Annotated in this window: 25 protein-coding genes; 12 read left to right on the plus strand and 13 right to left on the minus strand. The window is 73.6% G+C overall.

The window, feature by feature from the left end:
• Together AB0I21_RS24555 and AB0I21_RS24560 are read left to right on the plus strand one after the other, a co-directional pair.
• Positions 1-1,149 carry a helix-turn-helix domain-containing protein gene (locus tag AB0I21_RS24555; RefSeq protein WP_360564450.1) on the plus strand — a complete coding sequence of 383 codons (1,149 nt, stop codon included), beginning with the start codon at positions 1-3 and terminating at the stop codon, positions 1,147-1,149.
• An 83-nt stretch (positions 1,150-1,232) separates the two neighbouring features.
• Positions 1,233-1,748 (plus strand): GNAT family N-acetyltransferase, encoded by a 516-nt coding sequence (locus AB0I21_RS24560; protein WP_360564452.1) that lies wholly within the window; start codon positions 1,233-1,235, stop codon positions 1,746-1,748.
• Positions 1,749-1,865: 117 nt separating this feature from the next.
• On the opposite strand, the gene AB0I21_RS24565 is transcribed toward AB0I21_RS24560, so the two are convergent.
• The 6 genes from AB0I21_RS24565 to AB0I21_RS24590 form a co-directional block, all read right to left on the minus strand.
• Positions 1,866-2,510 carry a hypothetical protein gene (locus AB0I21_RS24565; RefSeq protein ID WP_360564453.1) on the minus strand — a complete coding sequence of 215 codons (645 nt, stop codon included), beginning with the start codon at positions 2,508-2,510 and terminating at the stop codon, positions 1,866-1,868.
• Between the two features lie 162 nt (positions 2,511-2,672).
• The gene (locus AB0I21_RS24570) at positions 2,673-3,926 is read right to left on the minus strand and encodes a phytase (protein ID WP_360564455.1); all 1,254 of its coding nucleotides are present in this window, start codon (positions 3,924-3,926) and stop codon (positions 2,673-2,675) included.
• A 43-nt stretch (positions 3,927-3,969) separates the two neighbouring features.
• A complete protein-coding gene (locus AB0I21_RS24575; RefSeq protein WP_360564456.1) occupies positions 3,970-4,287 on the minus strand; it encodes a DUF3349 domain-containing protein in 318 nt (105 codons plus the stop codon).
• A 9-nt stretch (positions 4,288-4,296) separates the two neighbouring features.
• Positions 4,297-4,581 (minus strand): hypothetical protein, encoded by a 285-nt coding sequence (locus AB0I21_RS24580; protein ID WP_360564458.1) that lies wholly within the window; start codon positions 4,579-4,581, stop codon positions 4,297-4,299.
• A gap of 12 nt (positions 4,582-4,593) precedes the next feature.
• The gene (locus AB0I21_RS24585) at positions 4,594-5,802 is read right to left on the minus strand and encodes an inorganic phosphate transporter (RefSeq protein ID WP_360564460.1); all 1,209 of its coding nucleotides are present in this window, start codon (positions 5,800-5,802) and stop codon (positions 4,594-4,596) included.
• A gap of 137 nt (positions 5,803-5,939) precedes the next feature.
• Complete coding sequence (locus tag AB0I21_RS24590) at positions 5,940-6,842, minus strand: anti-sigma factor RsbA family regulatory protein (RefSeq protein ID WP_360564461.1); 903 nt, start codon at positions 6,840-6,842, stop codon at positions 5,940-5,942.
• Between the two features lie 128 nt (positions 6,843-6,970).
• On the opposite strand from AB0I21_RS24590, the gene AB0I21_RS24595 reads away from it, so the two are divergent.
• Complete coding sequence (locus AB0I21_RS24595) at positions 6,971-8,236, plus strand: HDOD domain-containing protein (RefSeq protein ID WP_360564463.1); 1,266 nt, start codon at positions 6,971-6,973, stop codon at positions 8,234-8,236.
• 9 nt (positions 8,237-8,245) lie between these two features.
• On the plus strand, positions 8,246-8,992 hold the full coding sequence (locus tag AB0I21_RS24600; RefSeq protein ID WP_360564465.1) for an SDR family oxidoreductase: 747 nt from the start codon (positions 8,246-8,248) through the stop codon (positions 8,990-8,992).
• A 27-nt stretch (positions 8,993-9,019) separates the two neighbouring features.
• On the opposite strand, the gene AB0I21_RS24605 is transcribed toward AB0I21_RS24600, so the two are convergent.
• Positions 9,020-10,228, minus strand: a complete 1,209-nt coding sequence (locus AB0I21_RS24605; protein ID WP_360564466.1) for a globin domain-containing protein — start codon at positions 10,226-10,228, stop codon at positions 9,020-9,022.
• 102 nt (positions 10,229-10,330) lie between these two features.
• The gene (locus tag AB0I21_RS24610) at positions 10,331-10,531 is read right to left on the minus strand and encodes a hypothetical protein (protein WP_360564467.1); all 201 of its coding nucleotides are present in this window, start codon (positions 10,529-10,531) and stop codon (positions 10,331-10,333) included.
• A gap of 686 nt (positions 10,532-11,217) precedes the next feature.
• Here AB0I21_RS24610 and AB0I21_RS24615 point away from each other — a divergent pair.
• Positions 11,218-12,405: a hypothetical protein gene (locus tag AB0I21_RS24615; RefSeq protein ID WP_360564469.1), complete on the plus strand. Its 1,188-nt coding sequence runs from the start codon at positions 11,218-11,220 to the stop codon at positions 12,403-12,405.
• A 37-nt stretch (positions 12,406-12,442) separates the two neighbouring features.
• Positions 12,443-12,679 carry a CDGSH iron-sulfur domain-containing protein gene (locus tag AB0I21_RS24620; protein WP_360564471.1) on the plus strand — a complete coding sequence of 79 codons (237 nt, stop codon included), beginning with the start codon at positions 12,443-12,445 and terminating at the stop codon, positions 12,677-12,679.
• Positions 12,680-12,739: 60 nt separating this feature from the next.
• On the opposite strand, the gene AB0I21_RS24625 is transcribed toward AB0I21_RS24620, so the two are convergent.
• A complete protein-coding gene (locus AB0I21_RS24625) occupies positions 12,740-13,759 on the minus strand; it encodes an iron-containing redox enzyme family protein (protein ID WP_360564472.1) in 1,020 nt (339 codons plus the stop codon).
• 44 nt (positions 13,760-13,803) lie between these two features.
• On the opposite strand from AB0I21_RS24625, the gene AB0I21_RS24630 reads away from it, so the two are divergent.
• Genes AB0I21_RS24630 through pth2 form a run of 3 tightly spaced genes read left to right on the plus strand, consistent with a single transcriptional unit; the run spans position 13,804 to position 16,285 of the window.
• Complete coding sequence (locus tag AB0I21_RS24630; RefSeq protein ID WP_360564474.1) at positions 13,804-14,775, plus strand: class I SAM-dependent methyltransferase; 972 nt, start codon at positions 13,804-13,806, stop codon at positions 14,773-14,775.
• Positions 14,775-15,920, plus strand: a complete 1,146-nt coding sequence (locus tag AB0I21_RS24635; RefSeq protein ID WP_360564476.1) for a glutamate--cysteine ligase — start codon at positions 14,775-14,777, stop codon at positions 15,918-15,920. Before AB0I21_RS24630 ends, AB0I21_RS24635 begins: the two co-directional genes overlap by 1 nt.
• Before the next feature lie 11 nt (positions 15,921-15,931).
• The gene (pth2, locus tag AB0I21_RS24640; protein ID WP_360564477.1) at positions 15,932-16,285 is read left to right on the plus strand and encodes a peptidyl-tRNA hydrolase Pth2; all 354 of its coding nucleotides are present in this window, start codon (positions 15,932-15,934) and stop codon (positions 16,283-16,285) included.
• 43 nt (positions 16,286-16,328) lie between these two features.
• Here pth2 and AB0I21_RS24645 read toward each other — a convergent pair whose 3' ends face one another.
• From AB0I21_RS24645 to AB0I21_RS24660, 4 genes are read right to left on the minus strand one after another with little or no spacing between them, the layout of a single operon-like run.
• Positions 16,329-17,165: a carbohydrate ABC transporter permease gene (locus AB0I21_RS24645; RefSeq protein WP_360564479.1), complete on the minus strand. Its 837-nt coding sequence runs from the start codon at positions 17,163-17,165 to the stop codon at positions 16,329-16,331.
• A gap of 1 nt (position 17,166) precedes the next feature.
• Positions 17,167-18,174 carry a sugar ABC transporter permease gene (locus AB0I21_RS24650; RefSeq protein ID WP_360564481.1) on the minus strand — a complete coding sequence of 336 codons (1,008 nt, stop codon included), beginning with the start codon at positions 18,172-18,174 and terminating at the stop codon, positions 17,167-17,169.
• A gap of 48 nt (positions 18,175-18,222) precedes the next feature.
• Positions 18,223-19,446 (minus strand): extracellular solute-binding protein, encoded by a 1,224-nt coding sequence (locus AB0I21_RS24655; RefSeq protein WP_360564482.1) that lies wholly within the window; start codon positions 19,444-19,446, stop codon positions 18,223-18,225.
• 29 nt (positions 19,447-19,475) lie between these two features.
• Positions 19,476-20,468 (minus strand): LacI family DNA-binding transcriptional regulator, encoded by a 993-nt coding sequence (locus AB0I21_RS24660; RefSeq protein WP_360564484.1) that lies wholly within the window; start codon positions 20,466-20,468, stop codon positions 19,476-19,478.
• Positions 20,469-20,590: 122 nt separating this feature from the next.
• Between AB0I21_RS24660 and AB0I21_RS24665 the strand changes: the two genes are divergently transcribed.
• Genes AB0I21_RS24665 through AB0I21_RS24675 form a run of 3 tightly spaced genes read left to right on the plus strand, consistent with a single transcriptional unit; the run spans position 20,591 to position 23,544 of the window.
• Entirely contained in the window at positions 20,591-22,531 is a 1,941-nt protein-coding gene (locus AB0I21_RS24665) for a glycogen debranching N-terminal domain-containing protein (protein ID WP_360564486.1), read from the plus strand.
• A gap of 33 nt (positions 22,532-22,564) precedes the next feature.
• Positions 22,565-22,912 (plus strand): metalloregulator ArsR/SmtB family transcription factor, encoded by a 348-nt coding sequence (locus tag AB0I21_RS24670; protein ID WP_360564488.1) that lies wholly within the window; start codon positions 22,565-22,567, stop codon positions 22,910-22,912.
• Positions 22,909-23,544 (plus strand): SRPBCC family protein, encoded by a 636-nt coding sequence (locus AB0I21_RS24675; protein ID WP_360564489.1) that lies wholly within the window; start codon positions 22,909-22,911, stop codon positions 23,542-23,544. The genes AB0I21_RS24670 and AB0I21_RS24675 overlap by 4 nt, the downstream gene beginning before the upstream one ends.
• Positions 23,545-23,616 lie beyond the last annotated feature (72 nt).

Genomic DNA, 23,616 nt, shown 5'->3' on the forward strand with positions numbered 1-23,616 from the left:
ATGCGGGACCTGCACGACCGGATGGCGCCCAGGCTCGCCGGGCTGACCGGTGAGATCGTCGCTGGATGCGCCGCCGACGTGCCGTTCTACCGGGGGCTGCCGGCCGAGGTCCTGGACGGCCCGGTCCGCGAGTCGGTCGGCACCGTCTTGGGCCTTCTGCTGAGGATGCTCCGCGACGAGGAGGCGCTGCGGCCCGGCGACCTGACCTGGGTGGTGGAGCGGTCCGCCCGCCGAGCCCGGGACCACGTGCCGCTGGAGGCGGCGCTCGCGGCGTACCTCATCGGCGCCCGCACCTGGTGGCGCACGCTGTCGGCCGTCGCCGCCCCCGCGGAGCTGCCCGCCGCCGGCGCGCTGCTGCTGGACGGGCTGGCCGGCATGATGCCCGCCGTCGTCGTCGCGCACCTGCAGGCGCAGGAGGACCTGCGGGGCGAGTCGGCGCGGGCCCGGCGGGAGCTGCTCGCCGCGCTGCTGCACGGGCAGCCGTTCCACGTCGTCGCGGCCCTCGCGCAGGACGTCAGGGTCGAGGTCGGGCAGCGGCACACGGTGCTGCTGGTGCGGTTCGCGCCCCGCCCGCCGGACCGGCTCGTGCAGGTCGCCCTCGACGCGCACGCGGGCACGCCCGTCCTCGCCGACCACGTCGCCGGCATCGTGCTGCTGCCCGACGGCGTCACCGCGGCGTCGATGGCCGCGGGCCTGGGGGAGGCGCTGTCGAGCACCGTGCTGGCGGCCGCGGCGGCGGCGGACACGCCCGCCGGCATCCCGGCCGCGGCCGCCGAGGCGCGCGAGGTGATGGACCTGGTGACCCGGATCGGCCGCACGTCCGGCGTGTACCGCCTGGACGACGTCCTCGTGGAGTACCAGCTCTCCCGTCCCGGGCCGGGCCTGCAGCGGCTGGCGGCGAAGCTCGACCCGCTGCGCGGGCACCCGTACCTGCTCGACACGCTGCGCAGTTTCGTCGCGCACGGGCACAACCGCCGGCAGACCGCGCTGGACCTGCACATCCACCGCAACACGCTGGACTACCGCCTGCACCGCATCACCACGATGACCGGCCTGGACCCGGCGGTCCCCGAGCACGCCCGCCTGCTGGACGCCGCCCTCACCGCCGCGGCGCTGCACGACCGCCCGCCGCAGGCCGGTGCCGGCTGACTTCGTACGAACCGCGGACATCGTGGATCAACGCCTTCCACGGCACTGAACGCCGCCGGCCCGATCGCGGGTAGCGTGAACGGATGCTGACGACACGTGTCGGGGGACCGTCGGACGCGCCGGTCGTCGCCCGGCTGTGGGCCGCCGCGGACGCCGCCCGCCGCGCCGCTGCCTGCACAGAGGCCGGCACCGGGGCCGGGCACCACGACGAGACCACCGCGGAGGCGAGGGCCCTGCGGATGCTGGCGGGGGCCGGGTCGCTCCTGGTGGTGGCGGAGGACGAGGGCGAGCCGGCCGCGATGACCGTGGTCGTGCAGGCCCTCGCGCGGGACGGCGCCGGCGACCCGGTCCCGGGGCTGGCCCACGTCACGATGGTCGCCGTCGACCCGTCCCGCTGGGGCCTCGGCCTCGGCGCCGCCGTCGTCACCCGCGCGCAGGCCGAGGCCCGCGGCCTCGGCTACACCCAGGCGCAGCTGTGGACGCAGCAGAGCAACGCGCGAGCCGACCGCCTGTACCGCCGCCTCGGCTGGACCCTGTCGGGCCGCACCAACACCGACGAGCACGGCGAACCGATCCGCCACTACACCCGGGCACTCTGAGCCCACCGTGAGGCCGGAGCCTCGAAGTGCACCGGGACCGCGATCGTCAAGAACGCCGTCATCCATGTACTGGAACGGTTCGCCGGCGAGGATGTCCAGACCGTCGGCGCGGCGCTGTCAGGCGTCGGTGTCGGCGGCTCGGACGCGACGCCGATCGATCACGGTCACGTCGACGTCGCTCGGCACAGTGAAGTCTCCGGAGGGGTCGGACAGCAGTTCGGCCGGGTCGAGGGGCAGCCTCGCGTGGGGACCGAGGTACGCGCCGTCAAGGTGGGCGAGGATCTCGGTGCCGTGTTCCTCGGTTTCGTCGAGCACCTGCAGCTGCGGGGGTGGATATCGCCAGTCGGCCCACTGCCGGTAGTGCCGCCCGTCCCGCCAGACATCCGCGACGACCGCGGTGCACAGGGCCGTCACCATGGCCAGACCCGTGCCTGCCGGGCATGGCCCGGGACCGAAGAATGCGGTCAACGCCTCGGCCACCCACGGCGCCCGCTGTGGCCGAATCCGATCGACGGAAAGACCCACGCCGTTGTCCCGCACGGAGAACACCAGGTCCGATTCGATCACGACATCGACCTGGGAAACCAGGCTCTGAGGATCGGCCGCGGCCTGGTGGACCGCCCAACGCAGCACCTGTCCGGGCAGCGCCGGGTCGTGCCGATCGACCCCGAAGTACATCAGCGGACGGCTCCGCACGGCCATCAGATTCGGCCAGACAGTGATGCCACTGGCCGTCAACTGACGTCCGTCATGACTGGTCATCACAACATCATCCCCGATCAGGACTCGCCACCGGTGCGTCGCGGCGGCGGCGGAAGTGTCCTCGCGGGACGTCGAAGGGGCGGCCGGCGGGGTGGCCGTCGCGAGGACCTCCAAGGGGTCGGTGAAGACGGTGGCCTGGAGGTCCTCGTGGTCAGGGCCGGGTCAGCGCTGGCGCAGGAAGCCGGCGTCGAGGAACTTGAAGTTGGTGGTCTCCCGGTCGCCGTCGGTGGGCGTGTCCGCGCCGTCGTGCACGACGAGCAGGCCGTGCGGGAAGCCGGGCAGCGGGGTCGCGGTCACGGCGGCGCCGTCGCAGCCTTCGGAGCCGTCGGTGCGGGCGCCGGCGACGACCGCGAAGTGGCCGGTCGGGCGCAGGGTCAGTCGGTCGTAGGTGTAGAAGGTGTCGTCGCCCTGGCTCGACACGAGCAGGGTGCCGGTGAGCGCGCCGGTCTGCAGGATGGTGAGGCCCTCGACGTCCGCGGCGATGCGGCCGCCGTAGCCGGGGTCGGCGGCGTAGTCGACGACGCAGTCGTCCTCGGCCTCGTCGAACCGGGCAGGGACGCCGAACTCGCGGGTCCGCTCCACGGACTGCGGCGCGCCGCGGAACCGGCCGCCCCACACCGGGATCCGCCACAGGCCGACGGTCTCCTGCGCCAGGTACGCGATCCGGGTCGTCGGGTCGACGACGCTGCCCTCCACCTGCGGGCCGTCGCCGGGGTCGGCGCACGGCGACCAGGCCGAGCCGTTCGGCAGCCGGAACGTCGACGGCAGCGTCAGCAGGTCCACCCGCCGGTAGGTGACGGTGCCGCCGGTCGCGACGAGCTGGAACAGGCCGACCTCGGAAGTGCTGCGGCGGCTGACGACGGCGTACGCGGTGCCGTCGAAGTCGCGGAACGTGGCCAGGCCGTAGGCGGTGCGCTGCTCGTTGACCTGCGCCTGGTCGGTGCTGAACGCGAACGGCACACCGGGCGCGGTCACGTCGGTGAGGGTGCCGGTGGCCGGGTCGATGCGGTAGAAGCGCAGCTGGTCGCGGCCCCGGTCGGTGACGACGGCCAGGTCGGTGGTGCGGCCGCCGAGCCGGAACCCGGGCACCAGGTCGACGTTGTTGAACCGGCCTGCGGCGTCGTCTTCGCCGGGCGCGGGCGGGGTGGCGATCCCCTGCCGTTCGCGGCCCGCGAGGTCGTACACGCGAAGACCACCGTTCTTGGCGGTGGCCAGCACCCGGCTCGCGCCGCGGTCGCGCTCGTTGACCCAGATGGCCGGGTCGTCGGCGTTGGCGTCGCCGCCGGCCTCGTCGTCGTAGAGGGGCGGGGTCTCCACGGCCGCGGTCACCGTCTTCAGGGACGGCGCCGCGTGGGCGGCCGTGGGGAGCAGTAGCAGCGGCACCGCGGTCGCCGCGATGAGAATGAGTCGTCGCATCCGCCGAAGCTATGGTGCGTGTCGATCCGTCAGGTGAACACGCTCAGTCTGCCGGAGGATCCGCCAGTGGCCAGCCGACGGCGGCCAGGCGCGCCGACACCCGGGCGACGTCCTCGGCGGACGCCGCCTGCAGCACGGAGTCGTTGATCATGCTCTCGATGTCGGCGGTGCTGACCGGGTCGGCGGTGCGCTGCGGCTCCTCGGCGAGCGCCCGCGCGATCCTGTGGATCTCGTCGTCGGTCAGCTTGCGGCGCAGCAGCCCGAGCAGCGCCACGTAGTCCTGGCGGGGCACCCCGGACGGGTAGCCGGCCCGCAGCCACTCCACGGTGCGGGTCAGGAAGTTCGAGCTGGGCTCACCCATGGTGTCCTCTCACTTGTCCACGACGGTCGGGTAGACGTGCTCGAAGCTGAGCTCCTTGCCGAAGCCCGACGCGACGATGAACGTGATGCCCAGCGCGACGCCGAGCAGCACGATCGCGAAGCAGAGGTAGCCGCCGGCGGTGCCCAGCGGGCGCGGTGCCCGGCCCGGGCCGCCCGCGCCGTAGGCGAGCGACCGCACGCCGAGCGCGAACAGGGCCGGCAGGCCGGCGCCCAGGATCAGGCCGGCCAGCAGGACCCGCCAGACCGCCTCGAGCGCGAATCCGAGGTTGTGCATCTCGCGGTCCTCTCAGCGGTCCGCGTCGGCGAGCTCGCGCCGGGCGTCCCAGTCGTCGTTGACGTTGGTGTGGTCGACCGGCGCCCGGCGGGACCGCAGGTACATGAACGCGGCCGCGGCGAGGAGGACCAGGAAGATGGTGACCGCGCCGGCGAGGCCGCCGACGCCGTTGCCGAGCCACCACATGAGCGCGCCGACGACCGCGGCGGCGGGCAGCGTGATGAGCCAGGCCGCGACCATCCGCCCGGCCACCGCCCAGCGGACCAGCGCGCCGGGCCGCCCGACGCCGCTGCCGAGGATCGAGCCGGTCGCGACGTGGGTGGTCGACAGCGCGAACCCGAGATGGCTGGAGGCCAGGATGACCGCCGCGGACGCCGACTCGGCGGCGAGCCCCTGCGGCGGGGAGATCTCGACCAGGCCCTTGCCGACGGTACGGATGATGCGCCAGCCGCCGAGAGCGGTGCCGAGCGCGATCGCCACCGCGCAGGCGGCCTTGACCCAGAACGGGATGTTCGTCGTGTCCGTCCAGGCCCCCGTCGCGATCAGCGCCAGGGTGATGACCCCCATGGTCTTCTGGGCGTCGTTGGTGCCGTGGGCGAGCGAGACCAGCGAGGCGCTGCCGATCTGCCCCCAGCGGAAGCCGTTGTCGGTGAAGCGCTGGTCGACGCCGGCGGTGATCCGGTAGATCAGCCAGGTGCCGGTGGCGGCGACGGCCCCGGCGATCACCGGCGACATGACCGCCGGCAGGACGACCTTGCCGATGACACCGTCGAGCTTGCTGCCGTCGCCGTTCCAGTTGACGCCGGACCAGCCGAGCCCGGCGATCGTGGCGCCGATGAGCCCGCCGAAGAGCGCGTGCGACGAGCTGGACGGCAGGCCGAGCAGCCAGGTCAGCAGGTTCCACACGATGCCGCCGACCAGCCCGGCCAGGATGATCAGCAGCAGCGCGGCGCCGCCATCGGCGACGAGGTCCTGTTTCGGTGTGCCGTTGGAGTTCTGGATCTTCACGACCGCGTTGCTCACGGTCAGGGCGACCTCGACGGACAGGAACGCGCCGACCAGGTTCAGGACGCCGGACAGGAGCACCGCGACCTTCGGCCGCAGGGCGCGGGTGGCGATGGAGGTCGCCATCGCGTTGGCGGTGTCGTGGAATCCGTTCGTGAAGTCGAACCCGAGCGCCGTCACGATCACCAGGACGAGGACCACGGTGGTTTCGGTCACACTTTCGATCGTCACGCCGCCCGGTGTGACCCACCACCGCAGAAGCCCTGCTCAGACGGGATTTCGCTACCAGTTTCCCGCCCGGTCACCCACGGGTGCGGCAGCCCGATCAGCTACGGGTGCGACAGCCCGGTCGCCTACGGGTGCGACAGCATGAACCGCACCCGGGTCCAACCGTCGTGGTGGGTGACGGCGAAGGCCTCGGACAGCTGCTGGGCGATCCACATGCCGCGGCCGCCGAGCAGCCGGTCGTCCGGCGGGCGGTAGCCGGCGAGCGGGTCGGACGGGCCGGGCCCGTCGTCGCCGACCTCGCAGACCACGCCCTGCGGCGTGACCCAGACCCGCAGCTCGCGGCGGGCGCCCCCGTACAGCACGGCGTTGGCGGCGATCTCGCTGGTGACCAGCAGCAGCTCGTCGAGCCGGTCGGTGCCGGCCCAGCCGTGCGCGGCGGCGATCCGGCCGACGAGGTGGCGGGCCTCGGCCACGCTGTCGCCGAGGGGCGTCACGGCGGCGGGCGGGCCGTCGACGGGCGGGACCGGCTCGGGCACCGCACCGAGGAACTCCGCCGGCGGCCGGTACGTGTCGCTGCCGGGATGGGTGCGCCGGGCGTCGGCGAGCACCGCGTGCGGCAGCACGCGCGTGTCATACGGGCAGACGATCCAGGCCGGGGCGTCGGCGAGCACCTCGTTGACCGCCGACTCGAACCGCGCCCAGGTCACGTGCCGCGCCGGCGGCCCGGACCCGGCCTCGCCGATGATCCGGACCGCGTCGTGCCCGCGGCTGGCGGCGTCGGCGAGGAGCTTCCGCCAGCCGGCGACGGTGCTCGCCGGCCGCCGGAAGCAGCCGTCGCGGTCCATGAACGTCACCTGGGCGGCGTCGCGGCCGAGCGCGTCGCGCAGCAGGTCCGCGTTGGCGTCGGTGACGGCGGCGACGACGGCGTGGTCGCTGCGCAGGCCGTCGCGGACGAACGGCACGAGACCGCCGGTAAACCCCTCGTCGGTGTCGTAGAAGAACGCGTCGTGGGTCAGCGACGCCCGCATCCCCACCACCCCGCCTTTCGACCTCCGGCCTGCCGGCCTCCACCGTACCCCTGCCATCACCCGCCGAAGGTGAGGGTATATACGCCGTTCCGCACCATTCGACCTGGTTTTGGGGAGATCATGGCGGAGTGAGGGAGCACACGGGGGCATTCAGGGGACCGGACACCGACCATGTCGTGCACGTCGCCCGGCAGCCGATCTACGACCGGGACGGCATCATGGTCGCCGGCGAGCTGCTGTTCCGGGCCCGGACGACGGCGACGGGCGCCGACCGCAGCGACTCCGTCGCCACCGCCCGCGTGCTGGTCGCGGCGTTCACCGAGTTCGGGATCAGGGAGCTGACCGGCGACCGGCTGTGCTTCGTCAACCTGACCCGCGACTTCCTCACCGGCCGCCTGCCGCTGCCGTTCGACGGCAGCCAGGCCGTCCTGGAGATCCTGGAGTCCACCACCGTCGACGACGAGGTCGTCGACGGCGTCACCGCGCTCGTCGAGCAGGGGTACACCGTCGCCCTCGACGACTTCGTGCCCGGCGGCGGCCACGAGCCGCTGCTGCCCCTCGCCACCTACGTGAAGATCGACATGCTGCACGCGTCGGAGCCCGAGGTCCGCGCCGCCGTCGCCGAGTGCCGCCGCTTCGGGCACCTGCGGCTGGTCGCCGAGCGCCTGGAGACCCCCGACGCGCTGCGCCTGGCGTTCACGCTCGGGTTCGAGCTCTTCCAGGGCAACATCCTGGGCCGCCCGCACATCAACTCGACCGTCACGCTCGCCCCGGCGCGGCTGACCCGGCTGCGGATGCTGCAGGCGCTCACCGCCGAGGACGCCGACATCGACGAGATCGCCGCGCTCGTCGCCGAGGACGCGGCGCTCACGCTGCGGCTGCTGCGCGCCACCAACTCCGCCGCGCTCGGACTCAACCGGACCGTGTCGTCGGTCCGCGACACCGTCGTCGTGCTCGGCCTCGACCGGATCCGGCAGTGGGTGACCCTCATGCTCGTCGCCGACCTCACCGAGGCCGACCCCGAGCAGCTCAGCGACGTCCTCGTCCGGGCCCGGTTCAGCCAGTTCCTGGCCGGCACCGCGGGGGTGCCCGGCGACGTCGCGTACATCGGCGGGCTGCTCTCGGCGCTCGCCGACCTCTACGACGAGCCCGCCGACCGCATGGTGCACGGGCTGCCGCTGGACCCGGTCCTCGTCGACGCCCTCACCACCGGCCGCGGCCCGCTCGGCGACGTGCTCGCCACGGCCCGCGCGTACATGACCCCGTCCGCGGAGATGCCCCCGGCCGGCAGCCTGCCCACCCAGACGACCGGCACCGAGGACATGGCCATGGCCTACCTGTCGGCCGTGCGCTCCACCAACGCCACCCTCGCCGAGCTGACCGCCGACGTGTAGGTTCACGCCGTGGCGGCAGCGGGTGTGGTACTGGTGACCGGCGCGTCCCGCGGCCTGGGCGCGACGATCGCCCGGACACTCGCGGCCGGCGGCTGGGCCGTCGCGGTCAACTACCGGCACGGCGCCGCACCCGCCGCGGCGGTCGTCGCGGACATCCGCGCGGCCGGCGGCACCGCCGAGGCCTTCGAGGCCGACGTCACCGACGAGTCCTCCGTCGCCGCGCTCATGGCGGACGTCACCGCCCGGCTCGGCCCGGTCACCGCCGTCGTCGCCAACGCCACCGGCCCGCAGCCCCCGGTCCCCGTCGAGGACCTCACCTGGGACGACCACCTCGGGCAGCTGCTGTTCTTCGTCAAGAGCCCGACCCTGCTCGTCCGGGCCGCCCTGCCCGCGATGCGTGCCGCCGGCCGCGGCCGGGTCGTGCTGGTCGGCTCCGACATGGTCGACCGGGCCCTGCCCGGCTGGTCCGCGTACGTGGCGGCGAAGGCGGCCCAGGTCGGCCTGGCCCGCACCTGGGCCCGCGAGCTCGGCCCGCACGGCATCACCGTCAACGTCGTCGCCCCCGGCTGGATCCCCGTCGAACGCCACGCCGACGTGCCCTCCACGGCGCTGGACTCGTACGCCGCCGAGGTCCCGCTGCGCCGCATCGGCCACCCGTCCGACGTCGCCGGCGCGGTGCGCTTCCTGCTGTCGGACGAGGGCGCCTTCATCACCGGCGACCGCCTGACCGTCAACGGCGGCCACACCATCGGCTGACGATCGCGCGGCCGCCACGGGACGAGGTCACTCGGTGTCGGCCTGCCACAAATCGGGGCCGAACATCTCGTACTGGACGTCGCGGGCCGGCACGCCGCGGTCGATCAGCTGGCTGCGCACGCTCTGCAGGAACGGCAGCGGGCCGCACAGGTAGAAGACGGCGCCGTCGGGCAGCGGGATCCGCGAGACGTCCATCATGCCGGCCGAGACGCCCGCGCCCGGCAGGTCGGTGTGCGGGCCCTGCTCGTACCACACGTGCAGGACCGACGAGGGCAGGCGGGACAGGTCTCCGACGATCTGCCGGCGCAGCGGGAAGGACCCCTCGTCGGTGTCGGCGTGCAGCAGGGTGACGTGCAGGCGGGAGCCGGCGGCGACGAGGTGGGAGAGCATGCCGGCCATCGGGGTGATGCCGATGCCGGCGCTGGCGAAGACGACCGGCCGGCCGGAGTCGTCCAGGACCACGTCGCCGTAGGGGACGCTCATGGCGATCTCGTCGCCGACCTGGACGCCGTCGTGCAGGAGGTTGGACACCTCGCCGTCGGGCTTGCCGCCGCCGTGAACCCGCTTGACCGCGAAGTAGCGGTGCTCGCCGTCGTCGGCGCGGGTCAGGCTGTACTGGCGCGGCTGGCGCACACCGTCGGGCATGCGGAGGTTGACGCTCACGTACTGCCCGGGCAGCGACGTCCTGACGGGCCGGTCGTCGGTGCGGCGCATCACGAAGCCCATGACGTCGCCGGTCTCGCGGTACTTGCCGGCGACCCGCCACTGCCGCCACACCCGTTCGGGGGTGACACCGCGGGCGCTGTACAGGCCGCGCTCCTGGTTGATCAGGGCGTAGGCCATCAGCCAGTACACCTCGTCCCAGGCCGCCGCCACGTCCGGGGTGACGGCGGCGCCGAGGACGTCGCCGATCGCCCACATCAGGTGCTCGTGCACGATGCCGTACTGCTCGGGCCGGATGCCCAGCGACGCGTGCTTGTGCGAGATGCGCGTCAGCAGCCGGCCCGGCGGCCGCAGCGGATCGTCCAGCAGCGTCGAGGCGAACACCACCACCGACCCCGCCAGGGCCTTGGGCTGCGATCCCTCCGCCTGGTTGCCACGGTTGAACAGCCCGTCCTCAAGCTCCGGCCGGGCGGCGAACATGTGGGCGTAGAAGCGGTCCGCGATCTCCTCGATGTGCTGGCCGACGACGGGGAGCGTGGCCTTGACGACCGGCCGGGCCTGGTTCGACAACACCGCTGCGTTCTCACCGGTTCGCGGAGGGCCAAACCCGCTCAGCGCCGGCAGCCGCCGCCTCGGCGCGGGGTCTGACGGAATCCCGCCGACCAGCTGGTGTGGTCACTTCCGCTCGAGTGCGACGACCGCGTCGAGGAGGCCGTGCAGGCCGAGCTCGTAGCGGTCGGCGTCCACCCGTTCGAACAGGAGCTCGTCGAGCGGCACGCCGGCGGACTGCTCCGGGCGTCCGGCGATCTCGAGTTCGGCCAGGACGACGAGTTTGAGCCCGTGCAGGAACGTCGGCTCGCTGTACAGAGCTGTCATCGCGGTTGTCATCGCGCCTCCGATGTCGGCTCGGAGCGTGGATGGAAGCACCGCCCACCCGACAAGCGTTCTCCGCGGGCGTCACACCGGCGCTCACCCGGAGGGATGAAACGGGTTCGTCCGCACGCCGCGGGTCGTCGCCGGCGGCCTGCTCGCCCTCGCCGACATCGCCGGCGCCGACTTCCGTCCGGCCCGCACCGGCCGCGGCCGCGACCCGGTGGTCACCGGCGACGGCGAGCGGCTGCGGTTCGAGGCGCTGTCGACGTGCGGCGGCGTGTACGGGCGGCTCGACCTCGACCCCGCCGAGCTGCAGGACGCGCCGGTCGGGCGCGGCACCACCAACGTCGACGTGAACCCGCCGCTCTACCAGGCGCTGACCCGGGTCGGCGGGCAGGACCCGCTGCGGCTGTCCGTCGGCGCCGACGAGCTCGCCGTCGGCACCCTCGACGGCAGGATCGTCGAGAAGCGGGTGCCGCTGCCGGCCCGGTGGCTGCGCGGGCTCGCCGAGGTCGCGGCGCACGCGCTGCCAGCGGCTCGGCACCGAGGCACCCCCGCCGCCGCCCGTCCCGGTCCTCGTCGCGGCGCTGCCGGCGGCGTTCCCGGCGCCGCTGGAACTCGGCGCCCTCGCCGGGGAGCTCGCCACCACCCTGCGCCACGGCGACGAGGACCCGGTCCGGCACGAGCTCGTGCTCGACGGGCTGCTGCGCGCCGCCCGCGGCGACCGGGCCGCCGCCGCCCGGGTCCTCGCCGCCGTCATGCCGCAGTGGGCGGGCACGTGGGCCGACCTGATCGCCGCCGCGACCGGGTTGACGGCGCCGCCACCGTACGAGAGCCCGTTCGCCCACCTGTACGTCACCACGCTCGGCACGTTCGTCGAGCGCCGGTCCGTCGAGCTCGCCGCGCGACTGGCCGCCGACCCGCCGCCCGCGCTGCTCGCCACGCCGGCCACGGTCGCGGGGCACGTCGACCCCGACCGGGTCCTGTCGCTGCTGCGCCAGGCCGAACGCGACGGCTGGCAGCCCGGCCCGGCCGACCTGACCCAGGCGCTGCTGCGGCTGCCGCGGGCCGTCGACGCCACGGTCGTCGAGGGCGCCGCGGGGCTCGCCTCGCCCGCGGGCCGCCGGTTCGCGGACCACCTCCGCACGGCCGCGGCCGAACCGCGGACCTGGGTCGAGGAGGTGCCGGGCCAGGCGTACCACTCCGGCCGCCGGATCGCGATGCTGGACGCGGCGGGGCTGCCCGCCGACGTCGCCGACCCGCGCACCGCGACACAGCGCGTCGCCGCCGTCCACCACCAGCCGCGCCTGGCCCTGTGGCCGATGGTCACGCCGTCGCACCGGGAGGTGGCGGCCGCGCACATCCAGCCGTACCTCGTCACCCCGCACGGCAGCCCCGGCACCACGGTCCTCGAGGGGCTCGCCGCCGCCGACGGCCCGCCCGGCCCGGCGATGTCGCTGGTCCTCGCGTACCTGTTCGGCTCGTCGCGGCAGGAGATGCGGCTCGCCGCGGCCGACGCGCTCATCACCCTCGCCGCCCGGCCCGGCTGGGACAGCACCACGACCGGCGCGGAGATCGGCGCCCTGTCGAGCGACGAACGGATCGTGCTGCAGCGCACCGTCCAGCCGCTCGCCGAGGCGTTCAAGGCCGGCGCGCACACCGCCGTGTGGCAGGCGACGTCGGCGGCCCTGCCAGCGCTGCTCGCCGCCGCCCCGCGCCCGGGCCTCGCCGACCTGCTGACCCTGGCCGCCGACGCCCGCCCGGGCGGCGCCCGTCTGGACCTGCCGGAGCTGCCCGCCCTCGCGGCCCGGCCCGGCCGCAGCCGCCTGGCCGAGTCCGCCCGCCGCCTGGCCGCCCTGGTGGCGAGCGACCGCTGACCGTTTGCCTCCATTGCGAGAGGGGCAATCCAGTGGCATGGGAGAGCCGGTTGCCTCTGTCACGGTCTGCGAGGACGGGCCGCTGCTCGTGCGCGGCGAGTTCACGCTCCTCACGCAGGACGGCGAGGTCGTCGACCCCGGGCGGGCCACCGTGGCGCTGTGCCGGTGCGGACGTTCGGCGATCAAGCCGTTCTGCGACGGCACCCACAAGGTGATCGGCTTCCAGGCCGCGAGCGCCCCGACCGGCGACCGGCCCCTCGCCGGCGGCGACTGACCCGCTCCCAGGCTTCACGGCGCTGGCTGCTCGAAGGACCACTCGAAGAAGTCGTGGGCGTCAGCCGCCCAGCGCTGCGGCCGGTGCCAGCACCGGTCGCAGCGACGAGTGCCCGGCGGTCCACGCGTCCAGGACGTGGGCGGCGAAGCGGCCGTCCAGGGCGAGCGCGCACGCCGCGCCGAACAGCACCTGCCCCGCCTGCGACGGGTGCTGCGCGCAGAAGCCGCCGCACAGGTCGTGGGCGGCGACCTGCTCGTGGACGGCGTCGGCCTCGACGTGCTCGTCGTAGAAGCGGGTCGCGGTCGCGTTGCCGCCGAGGCGGCGCAGGCCGTCGCCGTAGCGGCGGTTCGGCAGCGACGACGTCATCTCGAGGGCGGCGAGGTGGCCGACGATCGCCCCGCGCAGGCGGCGGTGCAGGCCGAACAGCGACATGAGGTTGTTGGTCGCGAGCGTGACGGCCGGGACCACGTCGAGATGGGCGCCGTAGGTGTCGTCCAGGTCGAGCTCCCGCATCGTGGCGCGGAAGAGCTCAGCGTGCATGCGGTCGGCGCGGCCGCCGCCGTACTCGTCGGCCTGGATCTCCACCAGCGCGGCCTTGGGCCGGCCGGCCAGCCGCGGGATCGCCCAGGTGTGCGGGTCGGCCTCCCGCAGGTGGTAGATCGAGCGGTGCCGCACGAACTCGCGGAACTGCTCCAGCGTCGCGCGACCCTTCAGGAACTTCGACAGCGACGGGGCGTCGTCGGCGTCGACGAGCGCCGTGAGCGCGTGCGGGACCTCGTGCGGCGCCGCCGGCGCCGGCACGGGCACCGCCGTGCGCAACGCGTCCTCGAACCGCTCCTCGCCGGCCTGCCGCAACGCCAGCAGCGACGGCTGCCACTCCCACCGCTCGTCGACGCCGTCGAAGCCGCGGTAGTGCAGCTCGTAACAGATGTGCAGGCTCAGCTGCAGGTCCTCGTCGGTGCACGCGTCGGTGCCCGCCGCCAGCTCCCGCCAGGTGCCGCCCGGCAGGTCGCGCGGGGGGCCGGCGAGCATGGCGACGAGCGTGTCGGAGACCGGTCCTCGCGGTCGGGGCAGGCGCATGGTCATCGTCTTCCCTCAGGACGGGCTGGTTAAGCAGGAACTTTGTGGGGAAAAGGCTCGGCATGACCGCGGCCACCGAAGCGCCCGTCTACGCTGACGCCGCCCTGCGCCGCCTCGGCGAGGCCATCAAGGAGACGGGGTACCGGTTCGTCCCCGTCACGGCGGCCACCCACGAGCGGGTCAACCGGCGGCCGGCGAACGCCCGCGCCCGGACGCTGCGCGACGTGCTCGGCTGGAGCCGCCCGTTCGGCCCCGGCGTGCTGCCCGACGACCTCGTCACGCTGCTCGACGAGGCCGGCGTCCTGGACCGCGACGGCGACACGTGGCGCAGCCGGATCCGCTGCTCCACGCTCGACGGCGGCCTGTTCTTCCACGCCGCGTTCCCGCCGGCCGAGCCGGACGCCGTCTTCTTCGGCCCGGACACGCTGCGCACCTGCGACGCCGTCACCGCGCACCTGCGGAGCCTGCCGGGCCCGCCGCGGCGGGCCGTGGACATCGGCACCGGCAGCGGCGCGATCGCCGTCACCGTCGCCCGTCACGCGCCGGACGCGGAGGTCCTCGGCGTCGACGTCAACCCGGTCGCGCTGCGGTTCACGGCCGTCAACGCGGGCCTCGCCGGCGTGCGGGTCACGCCGGTGCACAGCGACCTGCTGTCCGGGGTCGGCGGGCAGTTCGACCTCATCGTCTCCAACCCGCCGTTCATGATCGACCCGCAGCGCCGGCGGTACCGTGACGGCGGCGGCGAACACGGGCACGACCTGCCGCTCGCCGTGCTCGACACCGCGCTGCACCGCCTCGCGCCCGGCGGGTCGCTGGTGCTCTTCAGCGGCACCGGCATCGTCGACGGTCACGACCCGCTGCTCGCCGAGGCCGCGACCCGGCTCGCCGGCACCGGCTTCGCGTGGCGCTACCGCGAGGTCGATCCCGACGTGTACGGAGAGAACCTCGACGACCCGTCCTACGCGCACGCCGAACGCATCGCCGTGTGCGTCCTCATCGCCGAGAGGTGCCGCTGATGCCGCCGACCGCCACCGCGCCGAGCACCGCCGCGAACGTCGCCGAGACCGCCGGCGCCCTGGCCGGGCAGACCCTGACCGTGGGGGTCGAGGAGGAGTTCCTCCTGCTGGACCCCGTCACGTGGCGCAACGCCCCCGTCGCCGACGACGCCCGCGCCTGCCTGCCCGAACCGGCCCGGGAGCAGACCAGGGTCGAGTTCCGGCGCAGCATGATGGAGATGGTGACGCCGGTCTGCACGAGCCTGTCCGAGCTGCGCCGGCGGCTCACCGCCAACCGGGCCGTGGCCGCGCTCGCCGCGCAGTCGGCGGGGGCGCGGCTCGTCGCCGTCGCCGCCACCCCGGTCGCCGAGCCCGACCTCACCGTGGAGGACACGCCCCGCTTCCGGGCGATCGCCCGGCACTACGGGCCGATCGCGCACGACCCGGCGTTGTGCGGCTGCCACGTGCACGTCGGCGTGCCGGACCGGGAGGTCGCCGTGCAGGTCTGCAACCACCTGCGGCCGTGGCTGCCGGTGGTGCAGGCGCTGACCGCGAACTCGCCGTTCCACGCCGGGGCGGACACGTGCCACGCGAGCTGGCGCAGCATCCAGCTGGACCGCTGGCCGAGCCTCGGGCCGGCGCCGTTCCTGACGTCCGTGGCCCACTACGATCGCACCGTCGCGGAGCTGGTCGGCAGCGGCGTCATGCTCGACGACTCGATGGTGCTGTGGTGGGTGCGACCGTCGAGGCGCTACCCGACCGTCGAGATCCGCGTCGGCGACGTGTGCCCGACCGCCGGTGACACGGTCCTCGTCGCCGGGCTCGTCCGCGGGCTCGTCGCCACCGTCCTGGACGACGTCGCCGCCGGCCGCCCGGCGGTCAGCCCGCCGGAGCACCTGCTGCGGGCCGCGCACTGGAACGCCGCGCACCAGGGCCTCGGCGGCACCCTCATGGACCTGCACGGCCGCCGCGCGGTGCCGGCCTGGGACCTGGTCGACCTGCTCGCCGACGTCACCGGCCCGGCGCTGCGCCGGCACGGCGACGACGGCGTCGTCGCCAAGGAGCTGGCCCGGCTCCGCGAGGAGGGGACCGGCGCCGACCGGCAGCGCGGCGCCGGCGACCTGCCCGGGGCCATGCGCCTGCTGGCGGACCTGACCACGCATTAACATCGCTGGTCGTGAAGACCGAACCGAAGATGGTCCTTGTCGTGCGCACCGACCTCGGCATGGGCCGGGGCAAGATCGCGGCGCAGGTCGCGCACGCGGCGGTGTCCGCGGTGCTGCAGGGGCCGCACGGGGCGGTGTTCGAGGCGTGGCTGCAGGCGGGACAGCCGAAGGTGGTGCTGAAGGTCGCCGGGGCGGCGGAGCTCGCCGAGCTGTGCGGGCACGCCGTCGAGGCGGGCCTGCCGGTGCAGGTCATCCACGACGCGGGACGCACGCAGGTGGCCGCGGGCACGGCCACCTGCTGCGCCATCGGCCCCGCCGTCCCGGCCGACGTCGACCCGGTGACGGCGGCGCTGAGCCTGCTGTGACGGTCCACTGTGGACCAACGACGCCCTGGCGGTAGCGGGGCCTTCAGCCCTTGACGCCGCTGCTGGCGACGCTGCGGACGAAGTACCGCTGGAAGACGATGAACACGATCGCCACCGGGATGATGGTGAGGATCGAGCCAGCCATCATCACCGGGTAGTCGAAGCTCTGCCCGCCCGCGCCGCCGCGGCCCAGCGTCGACAGGCCGAAGGGCAGCGTCCAGTGCGACGGGCTGGCCCGCACCACGATGAGCGGCATCAGGAACTCGTTCCACACCCCTTGGAAGGACAGGATCGTCAGCGTCAGCAGCGCGGGCCGCGCCAGCGGCAGCACCACGTGCCAGTAGGCCTGGAAGATCGAGGCGCCGTCGATGCGGGCCGCCTCCTCCAGCTCCTTGGGCAGCTCGGCGAAGAACTGCCGCATCAGGAAGATCCCCATGGCGTCGACCGCGAGCGGCAGGATGAGGCCGGTGTACGAGTTGAGCAGGCTCAGCTCCTTCAGCACCAGGAACCGCGGCACGGTCAGCACGATCGGAGGCACCGCGAGCACCGCGATGATCCCGGCGAAGAGGACGCCGCGGCCGCGGAAGTGCAGCCGGGCCAGGGCGTAGCCGGCGAGGGAGTCGATGAAGACCCGCCCGAGGGTCGCGGCGACCGTGACGAGGATCGAGTTGAAGGTCCACAGCGGGAAGTCGCTGTGCACGAGCACGTCCGACCACGCCCGCAGGTCGAAGGAGCGCGGCCACGGCGACACCGGATGGGTGGCGACCTCGGGCCGGGACTTGAACGACGTGCCCAGCGACAGCACGAACGGGTAGATGAACACGACGGCGAAGCCGAGCAGCAGCGCGTATCGCAGCACACGGCGTAACGAGAACGGCATGTCAGCGCTCCTTCCGCAGCACGAGCCGCTGCACGCCGGTGAACACCAGGATGATGACGAGCACGATGAACGCGATCGCCGCGGCCCGGCCCATCGCGCTGTTCTGGAAGCCTTCGCGGTAGATGAGGTACGCGGGGGTGAGCGTGGTCTTCTGCGGCCCGCCGGACGTCATCGCGTAGACCTGGTCGAACACCTGCCAGGTGCCGATCACGCCGAGGGTCAGCACGAGGAACAGCGTCGGCTTCAGCAGCGGCAGCGTGATCCGGAAGAAGCGCTGCCGGGCGGAGGCGCCGTCGATGGCGGCGGCCTCCTCGAGCTCCTCCGGGACGTTCTGCAGCCCGGCGAGGAACATCAGCATGAACGTGCCGGTCGTGGTCCAGGTCGCGAGGATCATCACCGAGCTGAGCGCGACGCTGGGCCCGGCGAGCCAGTCCCACCAGGACAGGTCCATGAACTCGCCGCGCAGCGCGCCCGGCGGGCGGTCGACGCCGGCCGCACCCAGCAGCAGGTGCAGCAGCCCGTCGGAGTCGTCGAGCCACACCAGGTCGACCTTGCCCGGCAGCACCGCCGACAGCACCGTGTTGACCACGCCGGTCGGGCTGAACAGGAAGATGAAGATGAACGCGACCGCGATCGAGCTGGTCACCGACGGGAAGTAGAACGCGGTGCGGAAGAACGTGCGGCCCTTGAGCAGCCGGGCGTTGACGACGAGCGCGAGGAGGAACGCCAGCGCCGTCTGCGCGGGGACGACGCCCAGCACGTAGTACAGGTTGTTGCGCAGGCTCTTGGCGAAGTCGCCGCGGACGATCCCGGGATCGGTCAGCAGGTCCTGGTAGTTGGCGGCGCCGGCGGGGTCGGAGGCGCCGAGCGGGGTGAGGCCGCTCCAGTCGCGGAAGCTGACCCACAGCGCGAGGAGGATCGGCGCGACCATGAACGCGCCGAGCCCGATCAGCGCGGGCGACACGAAGAGCCAGCCGGCCAGCCCCTGCCGGCCGTGAATGCGTGACATGCGGACTCCTCAGTGGAGGGGCCGCCGGGGCGGCCCCTCTCCGTGACGTCAGCCGAGGATGTCGGTCCCGGCCTTCTGCGTGCTGGTGACCACGTCGCCGACCTGCTTGTTGCCCTTGGCGAGGCCCTGGATGCCGTCGTTGAACGTGTCGATCGCGGTGCTGAAGCCCGGCACGAACACCGACTTCTTCGCGTAGTCGCCGCCGGCGACGAACGCCTTCAGCTCCGGCTTGTCCGCCAGCCACTTGTCCGCCAGGGACTTGCGCGACGGCATGACCGGGAACTCCTTGGTCACCGCGAACTGCTCGTCCGGCGAGGTGAGGAACTTGACGAAGTCGAGCGCGGCGGCTTTGTTCTTCGCCGCCTTCGCCACGCCGTAGCAGACGGAGAACGACATCGTGCCCTTGCCCTTCGGGCCGGCGGGCAGCTCGGCGACCGCGTACTTGACGTTGGGGAAGTCGTTCTTCATCGCCCCGACGATCCAGTTGCCCTCGATCGTCATCGACGTGGCGGCCTTGCCGAACGCCTCGCCGCCCCAGCCCGCGCCGACCGACGCCGGGGTGCCGAACCAGCCCGCCTTGTGGTTGTCGGTGACGTACTGCAGCGCGGTGCGCATCTCCGGCGTGTCCATCGTCATCTTGGTGACGTCGTCGTTCGTCGGCCAGGCGCCCGCCTGGGCCATGAACGCGCCCCAGCGGTAGAACTCCGGCGCGAGCACCAGACCCGGGTGGCCCGGCTTGGTGAGCGCCTTCGCCGTCGCGGTCAGCTCGTCCCAGGTCGTGGGCGGCTTCAGGCCGGCGGCGGTGAAGTCGGCGGTGTTGTAGACCAGCTGCAGCGTGGAGAAGTCCTTCGGCGCGCAGTAGTAGGTGCCCTTGTACGTGAAGGACTGCTTGAGCGTCTCGTAGAAGTCGCCGGGGTTGTCGACCTTGTCGCCGATCGGCTCCAGGACGCCGTTCTTGCCGAAGTCGGGCAGCTTGTTGTCGTTGACGTAGAAGACGTCCGGCGGTTCGCCGCCGGCGAGCGCGGTGGTGAGGGCGGTGTCGTACTCGGGCAGCACCTTCAGCTCGACGGTGTTGCGGCCCTGCTTGTTGTAGTCCTCGACGGCCTTGCGCAGCACGGCGTCCTCGGCGGGGGAGGAGGAGAACGCGTACATCGTCAGCTTCGCGCCGGTGGCGCTGCCTTCGGTGCCGGTGCCGCTGCCGTCGTCACCGCACGCGGCGACCAGCAGGACGGTGGCGATCAGAGCGGTCAGGAGGCGGGGTGTTCGTAACATGATGTCGCTCCCAGGGGGGTCGGGGAAACTCAGGGCAGAGCGCTGGAGGCCCGGACGATCAGCTCGGGTGCCAGCAGTTGCCCGGCGGGTTCGTTGCCGCCGGGGCCCAGCAGGGCACGGATCATCGCGTGTCCGACGGCCTCGATCGGCTGCCGGACGCTGGACAGGTCGAGCGCGCCGGCGGTCGGGGTGTCGTCGAAGCCGACGACGGCGAGCCGGGCGTGCCGTTGCCGCACGGTGCGCAGCACGCCCGCGGCGAGCGTGTCGGTGGCGGCGACGACGGCGGTCGGTGGGGTGTGGTGGTCCAGCAGTGCCTCCGCGAGGCGCGCGCCGTTGGCGAGGGAGTCCTCGCCGCGCAGGTCGAGGTGGCGGGAGCCGTCGAGCAGGCCGTGCTTGTCGAGGGCGGTGCGCCACCCGTCGGCGCGCCGGTCGCCGACCGCGACGCCCTCCGGGTAGCCGAGGAACGCGATGCGCCGGTGCCCGCGGGTCACGAGGTGCTCGACGGCGGCGGCCGTGCCGGCGGTGTTGTCGATGTCGACCCACGGGTGGGCGTCGTCGGCGCCGGTACGGCCGAACGCGGCGAACGGGATCCGCAGGTGCCGCAGGCCCGCCGGGCGCGGGTCGGCGGACTGGATGCCGTAGAGCACGACGCCGTCGATCGCGCCGGCGCGGTGCAGCGCGTCGACGTTGGCGACCTCGTCGCCGGGGTCGTCGGCGGTGAACAGCAGCAGATGGTGGTCGGCGGCCCGGCCGGCCTCGGCGAGCGCGTGCAGCAGCCGGTCGTGCATGCTGCCCAGCGCGTGCGGGTGCATCGGCTCGATCCGGTAGCCGATCATGCGTGAGGTGGCGGCCCGCAGCGACTGCGCGACCCGGTTGGGCCGGTAGCCGAGCTGCTCGATCGCCGCCTCGACCCGCTGCCGGGTCTCGGGCCGCACCCGCTGCGGCGCGTTGAGCACGTTGGACACGGTCTGCCGGGAGACGCCGGCGGCTCGTGCGACGTCCTCGACGGTCGGCGGATGCACGGGACCTCCCACGGGAGATGGTGTTGAACGTTCAAATCGGGTCTTGCGGGATGCCCGTTTGAACGTTCAACATGGGTGTTCGGACATTCTCACCCCGCCAACGGCTTGTCAAGAGGAGCGATATGGGGCAGCCCTACCTCCACGAGCACGTGACGTGTGTCGCCGCCCCGGCCACGTGGCTCTCCGGCCCATCGGGCCAGCTCCGGGGCGGTGCCGACGGCCTGTACGTCGACGACCGCCGGGTCCTGTCGAGGCTGGTCGTCACCGTCGACGGCGCCGAGCCCGTCCCGGTCCAGGTCACCCGGACGGGTGCGGCGTCGGCCCGGTTCGCCGCGGTGCTGCCCGGCCTCGGCGACGACGGCCCCGACCCGACCGTCACGCTCGTGCGCGACCGCCACACGTCGCCCCGCGGTGGCACCGAGACGCTCACGCTGACCAACCTGTCCCACGCCACCCTGGCCGTGGAGATCGAGGTCGCCGCCGGCACCGACTTCGCCACCATGGGTGCCGTGAAGGACGGGCACCCGTCAGTGTCCACAGTGGAGGCTGTCGGCGTCGGTACCGACGCGGCCGACGCCGGCGGGATGCGCGTCGCCGTGACGGCGGACCCGCCGCCGGACCAGCCGCCGGGTGCCGGGCCGATGCGCTGGCTGGTCACGATCGAGCCACGGGCGAGCTGGACCGCCACGGTGCGCTTCACCCGCGCCGACGCCACGCCGATCACCCGCTCCGCCGCACCGGCCGGGCTGCGGGTCGCCGCCGACGACCGGCGCCTCGACGCGCTGGTGCGCGCGAGCGTCGAGGACCTCGCGGCGCTGCGGCACGCCGACGGCGACGACGACTACTACACCGCCGGCAGTCCCTGGTACCTCACCCTCTTCGGCCGCGACTCGCTGTGGGCGGCCCGGCTGGCCCTCCCGCTCGGCACCGGCGTCGCCGCCGGCACGCTGCGCGCCCTTGCCCGCCGCCAGGGCACGAAGCACGATCCGGACACCGACGAGGAGCCCGGCAAGATCCTGCACGAGGTCCGCCCCGTCGACGCCGCCCACTGGCTTCCGCCGGTCTACTACGGCACCGTCGACGCCACCGCGCTCTTCGTCAGCACCGCGGCCGACGCCTACCGCTGGGGGCTGCCGGCCGCCGAGGTCGAGCCGCTGCTGCCGCACGTCGAGCGGGCGCTGATGTGGCTGGCCGGGCACGACGGCTTCATCGCCTACCGGTCCAGCACGAAGGGCCTGGCCAACCACGGCTGGAAGGACTCCGGCGACGGCATCCAGCACGCCGACGGGCGCATCGCGCGCGGGCCGCTCGCGCTCGCCGAGGTGCAGGCGTACGCCTACCGGGCCTTCCTGGACGGTGCCTGGCTCCTGGAGTCGTTCGGCCGCGACGGCGCCGCGCACTGGCGCGACCGGGCCTCGGCGCTCGCGACGCGGTTCCGGGCGGCGTTCTGGTGCCCCGGCGGCTACCCCGCGGTCGCCCTCGACGGCGACGGCGCGCAGGTCGACAGCCTCACGTCCAACATCGGCCACCTGCTCGGCACCGGTCTGCTCTCGGCGGAGGAGAGCGCCCGGGTCGCCGGCCGCCTCGCCGAGCTGCGCTCACCGTTCGGCATCAGGACCATCGCGCCCTCCTCGGGCGGGTACAACTTCCTGTCCTACCATCTCGGCTCGGTGTGGCCGCACGACACCGCGATCGCCCTGCTCGGCCTGGTCCGCGACGGCCACCGCGCCGAGGCGGCCGAGGTGATCCGCGCCCTGCTCGCCGCCGGCGAACGCTTCGACGCCCGGTTGCCGGAGCTCTTCGGCGGCGACGACGCGCCGACGCCGTACCCGGCCTCCTGCCGCCCCCAGGCCTGGGCCGCCGCCGCCGGTCCCGCGCTGGTGACCGCCCTGCTCGGCCTCGACGTCGACGCCCCCTCGGGCCGGTTGACGCTCGACCCCCTGTCCCCGTCCCCGGTCGGCGCCTACCAGGTGCGCGGCCTGCGGATCGCCGGCGGTTCGCTCGACGTGAGCGTCACCGCGGCAGGTGAAGCGACGGTTCACAGCGATCCGTTTAAGGCTTGACTTATATAAGCCGAAGATGACATTGTACGTGCCGTGCATGCGTTCGATGTGCTCGGCGACCCCGTGCGGCGCCGGATCCTGGAGCTGCTCGCCGACGGGGAGCAGCCTGCCGGCGCGGTCAGCGAGACCGTGCGGGCCGAGTTCGGCATCTCGCAGCCGGCGGTGTCGCAGCACCTGAAGGTGCTGCGCGAGTCGGGGTTCGCGACCGTCCGGGCCGACGGCACCCGGCGCCTGTACGCCGTCGACGCCGCGCCGTTGCGCGAGGTCGACGCCTGGCTGGAGCGGTTCCGTGGCTTCTGGGCGCAGCGCCTGGACGCGCTCGGCACCGAGCTCGCCCGGGGCAAGCGCTCGCGATCCTCAACAGAAAGGCCTTCGTCGTGATCGACATCGTCAACCAGATCAACGCCGTCCACCGCGAGGTCGGCAACCACCCGGTCAGCACCGGCGAGGGGCGTTCGCTGTTGCTGCGCCGCACGTACGACGCCGACGTCGCGGACGTGTGGGACGCCTGCACCGATCCCGGGCGGCTCGGCCGGTGGCTCGGGGAGGTCGACGGCGACCTGCGCCTGGGCGGCACGTTCCAGATCACGAACAACGCCGGCGGCCGGATCGTGCAGTGCGAGGAGCCACGGCTGCTCGCGGTGACCTGGTCCTTCGGCGGCGGCATGGACACCGAGGTCGAGCTGCGGCTCGCGCCCGGTCCCGACGGCGGCACCGTGCTGGAGCTGGAGCACTCCTCGCCCGCGGACGTCGTGGACGAGCTCGTCCGCCAGTACGGCCCCGGCGGCACGATCGGCGTCGGTGGCGGCTGGGACCTCGCGCTGCTCGGCCTCGACCTGCACCTGCGCGGCGTCGAGGTGGACCCCGCCACCTGGGAGGGCTCGCCCGAGGCGAAGGAGTTCGGGACCCGCGCCTGCCACGCCTGGGGCGCGGCGATCCAGGCCGCCTGGGGCACCAGCGACGACGACATCGCCGCGGCGGTCGCGTTCGGCGTGCAGCAGTTCGCTCCCTGAGCGCGGGTATCCGCGTAGCGAAATCGTCATGGGGATTTCATATTGACGTTTAGTAATATCACTGGCCACTCT

The sequence above is a fragment of the Dactylosporangium sp. NPDC050588 genome (assembly GCF_040654975.1).
Taxonomy (GTDB): Bacteria; Actinomycetota; Actinomycetes; order Mycobacteriales; family Micromonosporaceae; genus Dactylosporangium; species Dactylosporangium maewongense.

Coding starts and splice junctions, on each gene's coding strand:
- AB0I21_RS24665 (WP_360564486.1), top strand. CDS start 20,591: ATGGGGCAGCCCTACCTCCACGAGCACGTGACGTGTGTCGCCGCCCCG.
- AB0I21_RS24635 (WP_360564476.1), top strand. CDS start 14,775: ATGCCGCCGACCGCCACCGCGCCGAGCACCGCCGCGAACGTCGCCGAG.
- AB0I21_RS24655 (WP_360564482.1), bottom strand. CDS start 19,446: ATGTTACGAACACCCCGCCTCCTGACCGCTCTGATCGCCACCGTCCTG.
- AB0I21_RS24580 (WP_360564458.1), bottom strand. CDS start 4,581: ATGCACAACCTCGGATTCGCGCTCGAGGCGGTCTGGCGGGTCCTGCTG.
- AB0I21_RS24625 (WP_360564472.1), bottom strand. CDS start 13,759: ATGCGCCTGCCCCGACCGCGAGGACCGGTCTCCGACACGCTCGTCGCC.
- AB0I21_RS24555 (WP_360564450.1), top strand. CDS start 1: ATGCGGGACCTGCACGACCGGATGGCGCCCAGGCTCGCCGGGCTGACC.
- AB0I21_RS24570 (WP_360564455.1), bottom strand. CDS start 3,926: ATGCGACGACTCATTCTCATCGCGGCGACCGCGGTGCCGCTGCTACTG.
- AB0I21_RS24560 (WP_360564452.1), top strand. CDS start 1,233: ATGCTGACGACACGTGTCGGGGGACCGTCGGACGCGCCGGTCGTCGCC.
- AB0I21_RS24645 (WP_360564479.1), bottom strand. CDS start 17,165: ATGCCGTTCTCGTTACGCCGTGTGCTGCGATACGCGCTGCTGCTCGGC.
- AB0I21_RS24610 (WP_360564467.1), bottom strand. CDS start 10,531: ATGACAGCTCTGTACAGCGAGCCGACGTTCCTGCACGGGCTCAAACTC.
- AB0I21_RS24650 (WP_360564481.1), bottom strand. CDS start 18,174: ATGTCACGCATTCACGGCCGGCAGGGGCTGGCCGGCTGGCTCTTCGTG.
- AB0I21_RS24565 (WP_360564453.1), bottom strand. CDS start 2,510: ATGACCAGTCATGACGGACGTCAGTTGACGGCCAGTGGCATCACTGTC.
- AB0I21_RS24620 (WP_360564471.1), top strand. CDS start 12,443: ATGGGAGAGCCGGTTGCCTCTGTCACGGTCTGCGAGGACGGGCCGCTG.
- AB0I21_RS24590 (WP_360564461.1), bottom strand. CDS start 6,842: ATGCGGGCGTCGCTGACCCACGACGCGTTCTTCTACGACACCGACGAG.
- AB0I21_RS24575 (WP_360564456.1), bottom strand. CDS start 4,287: ATGGGTGAGCCCAGCTCGAACTTCCTGACCCGCACCGTGGAGTGGCTG.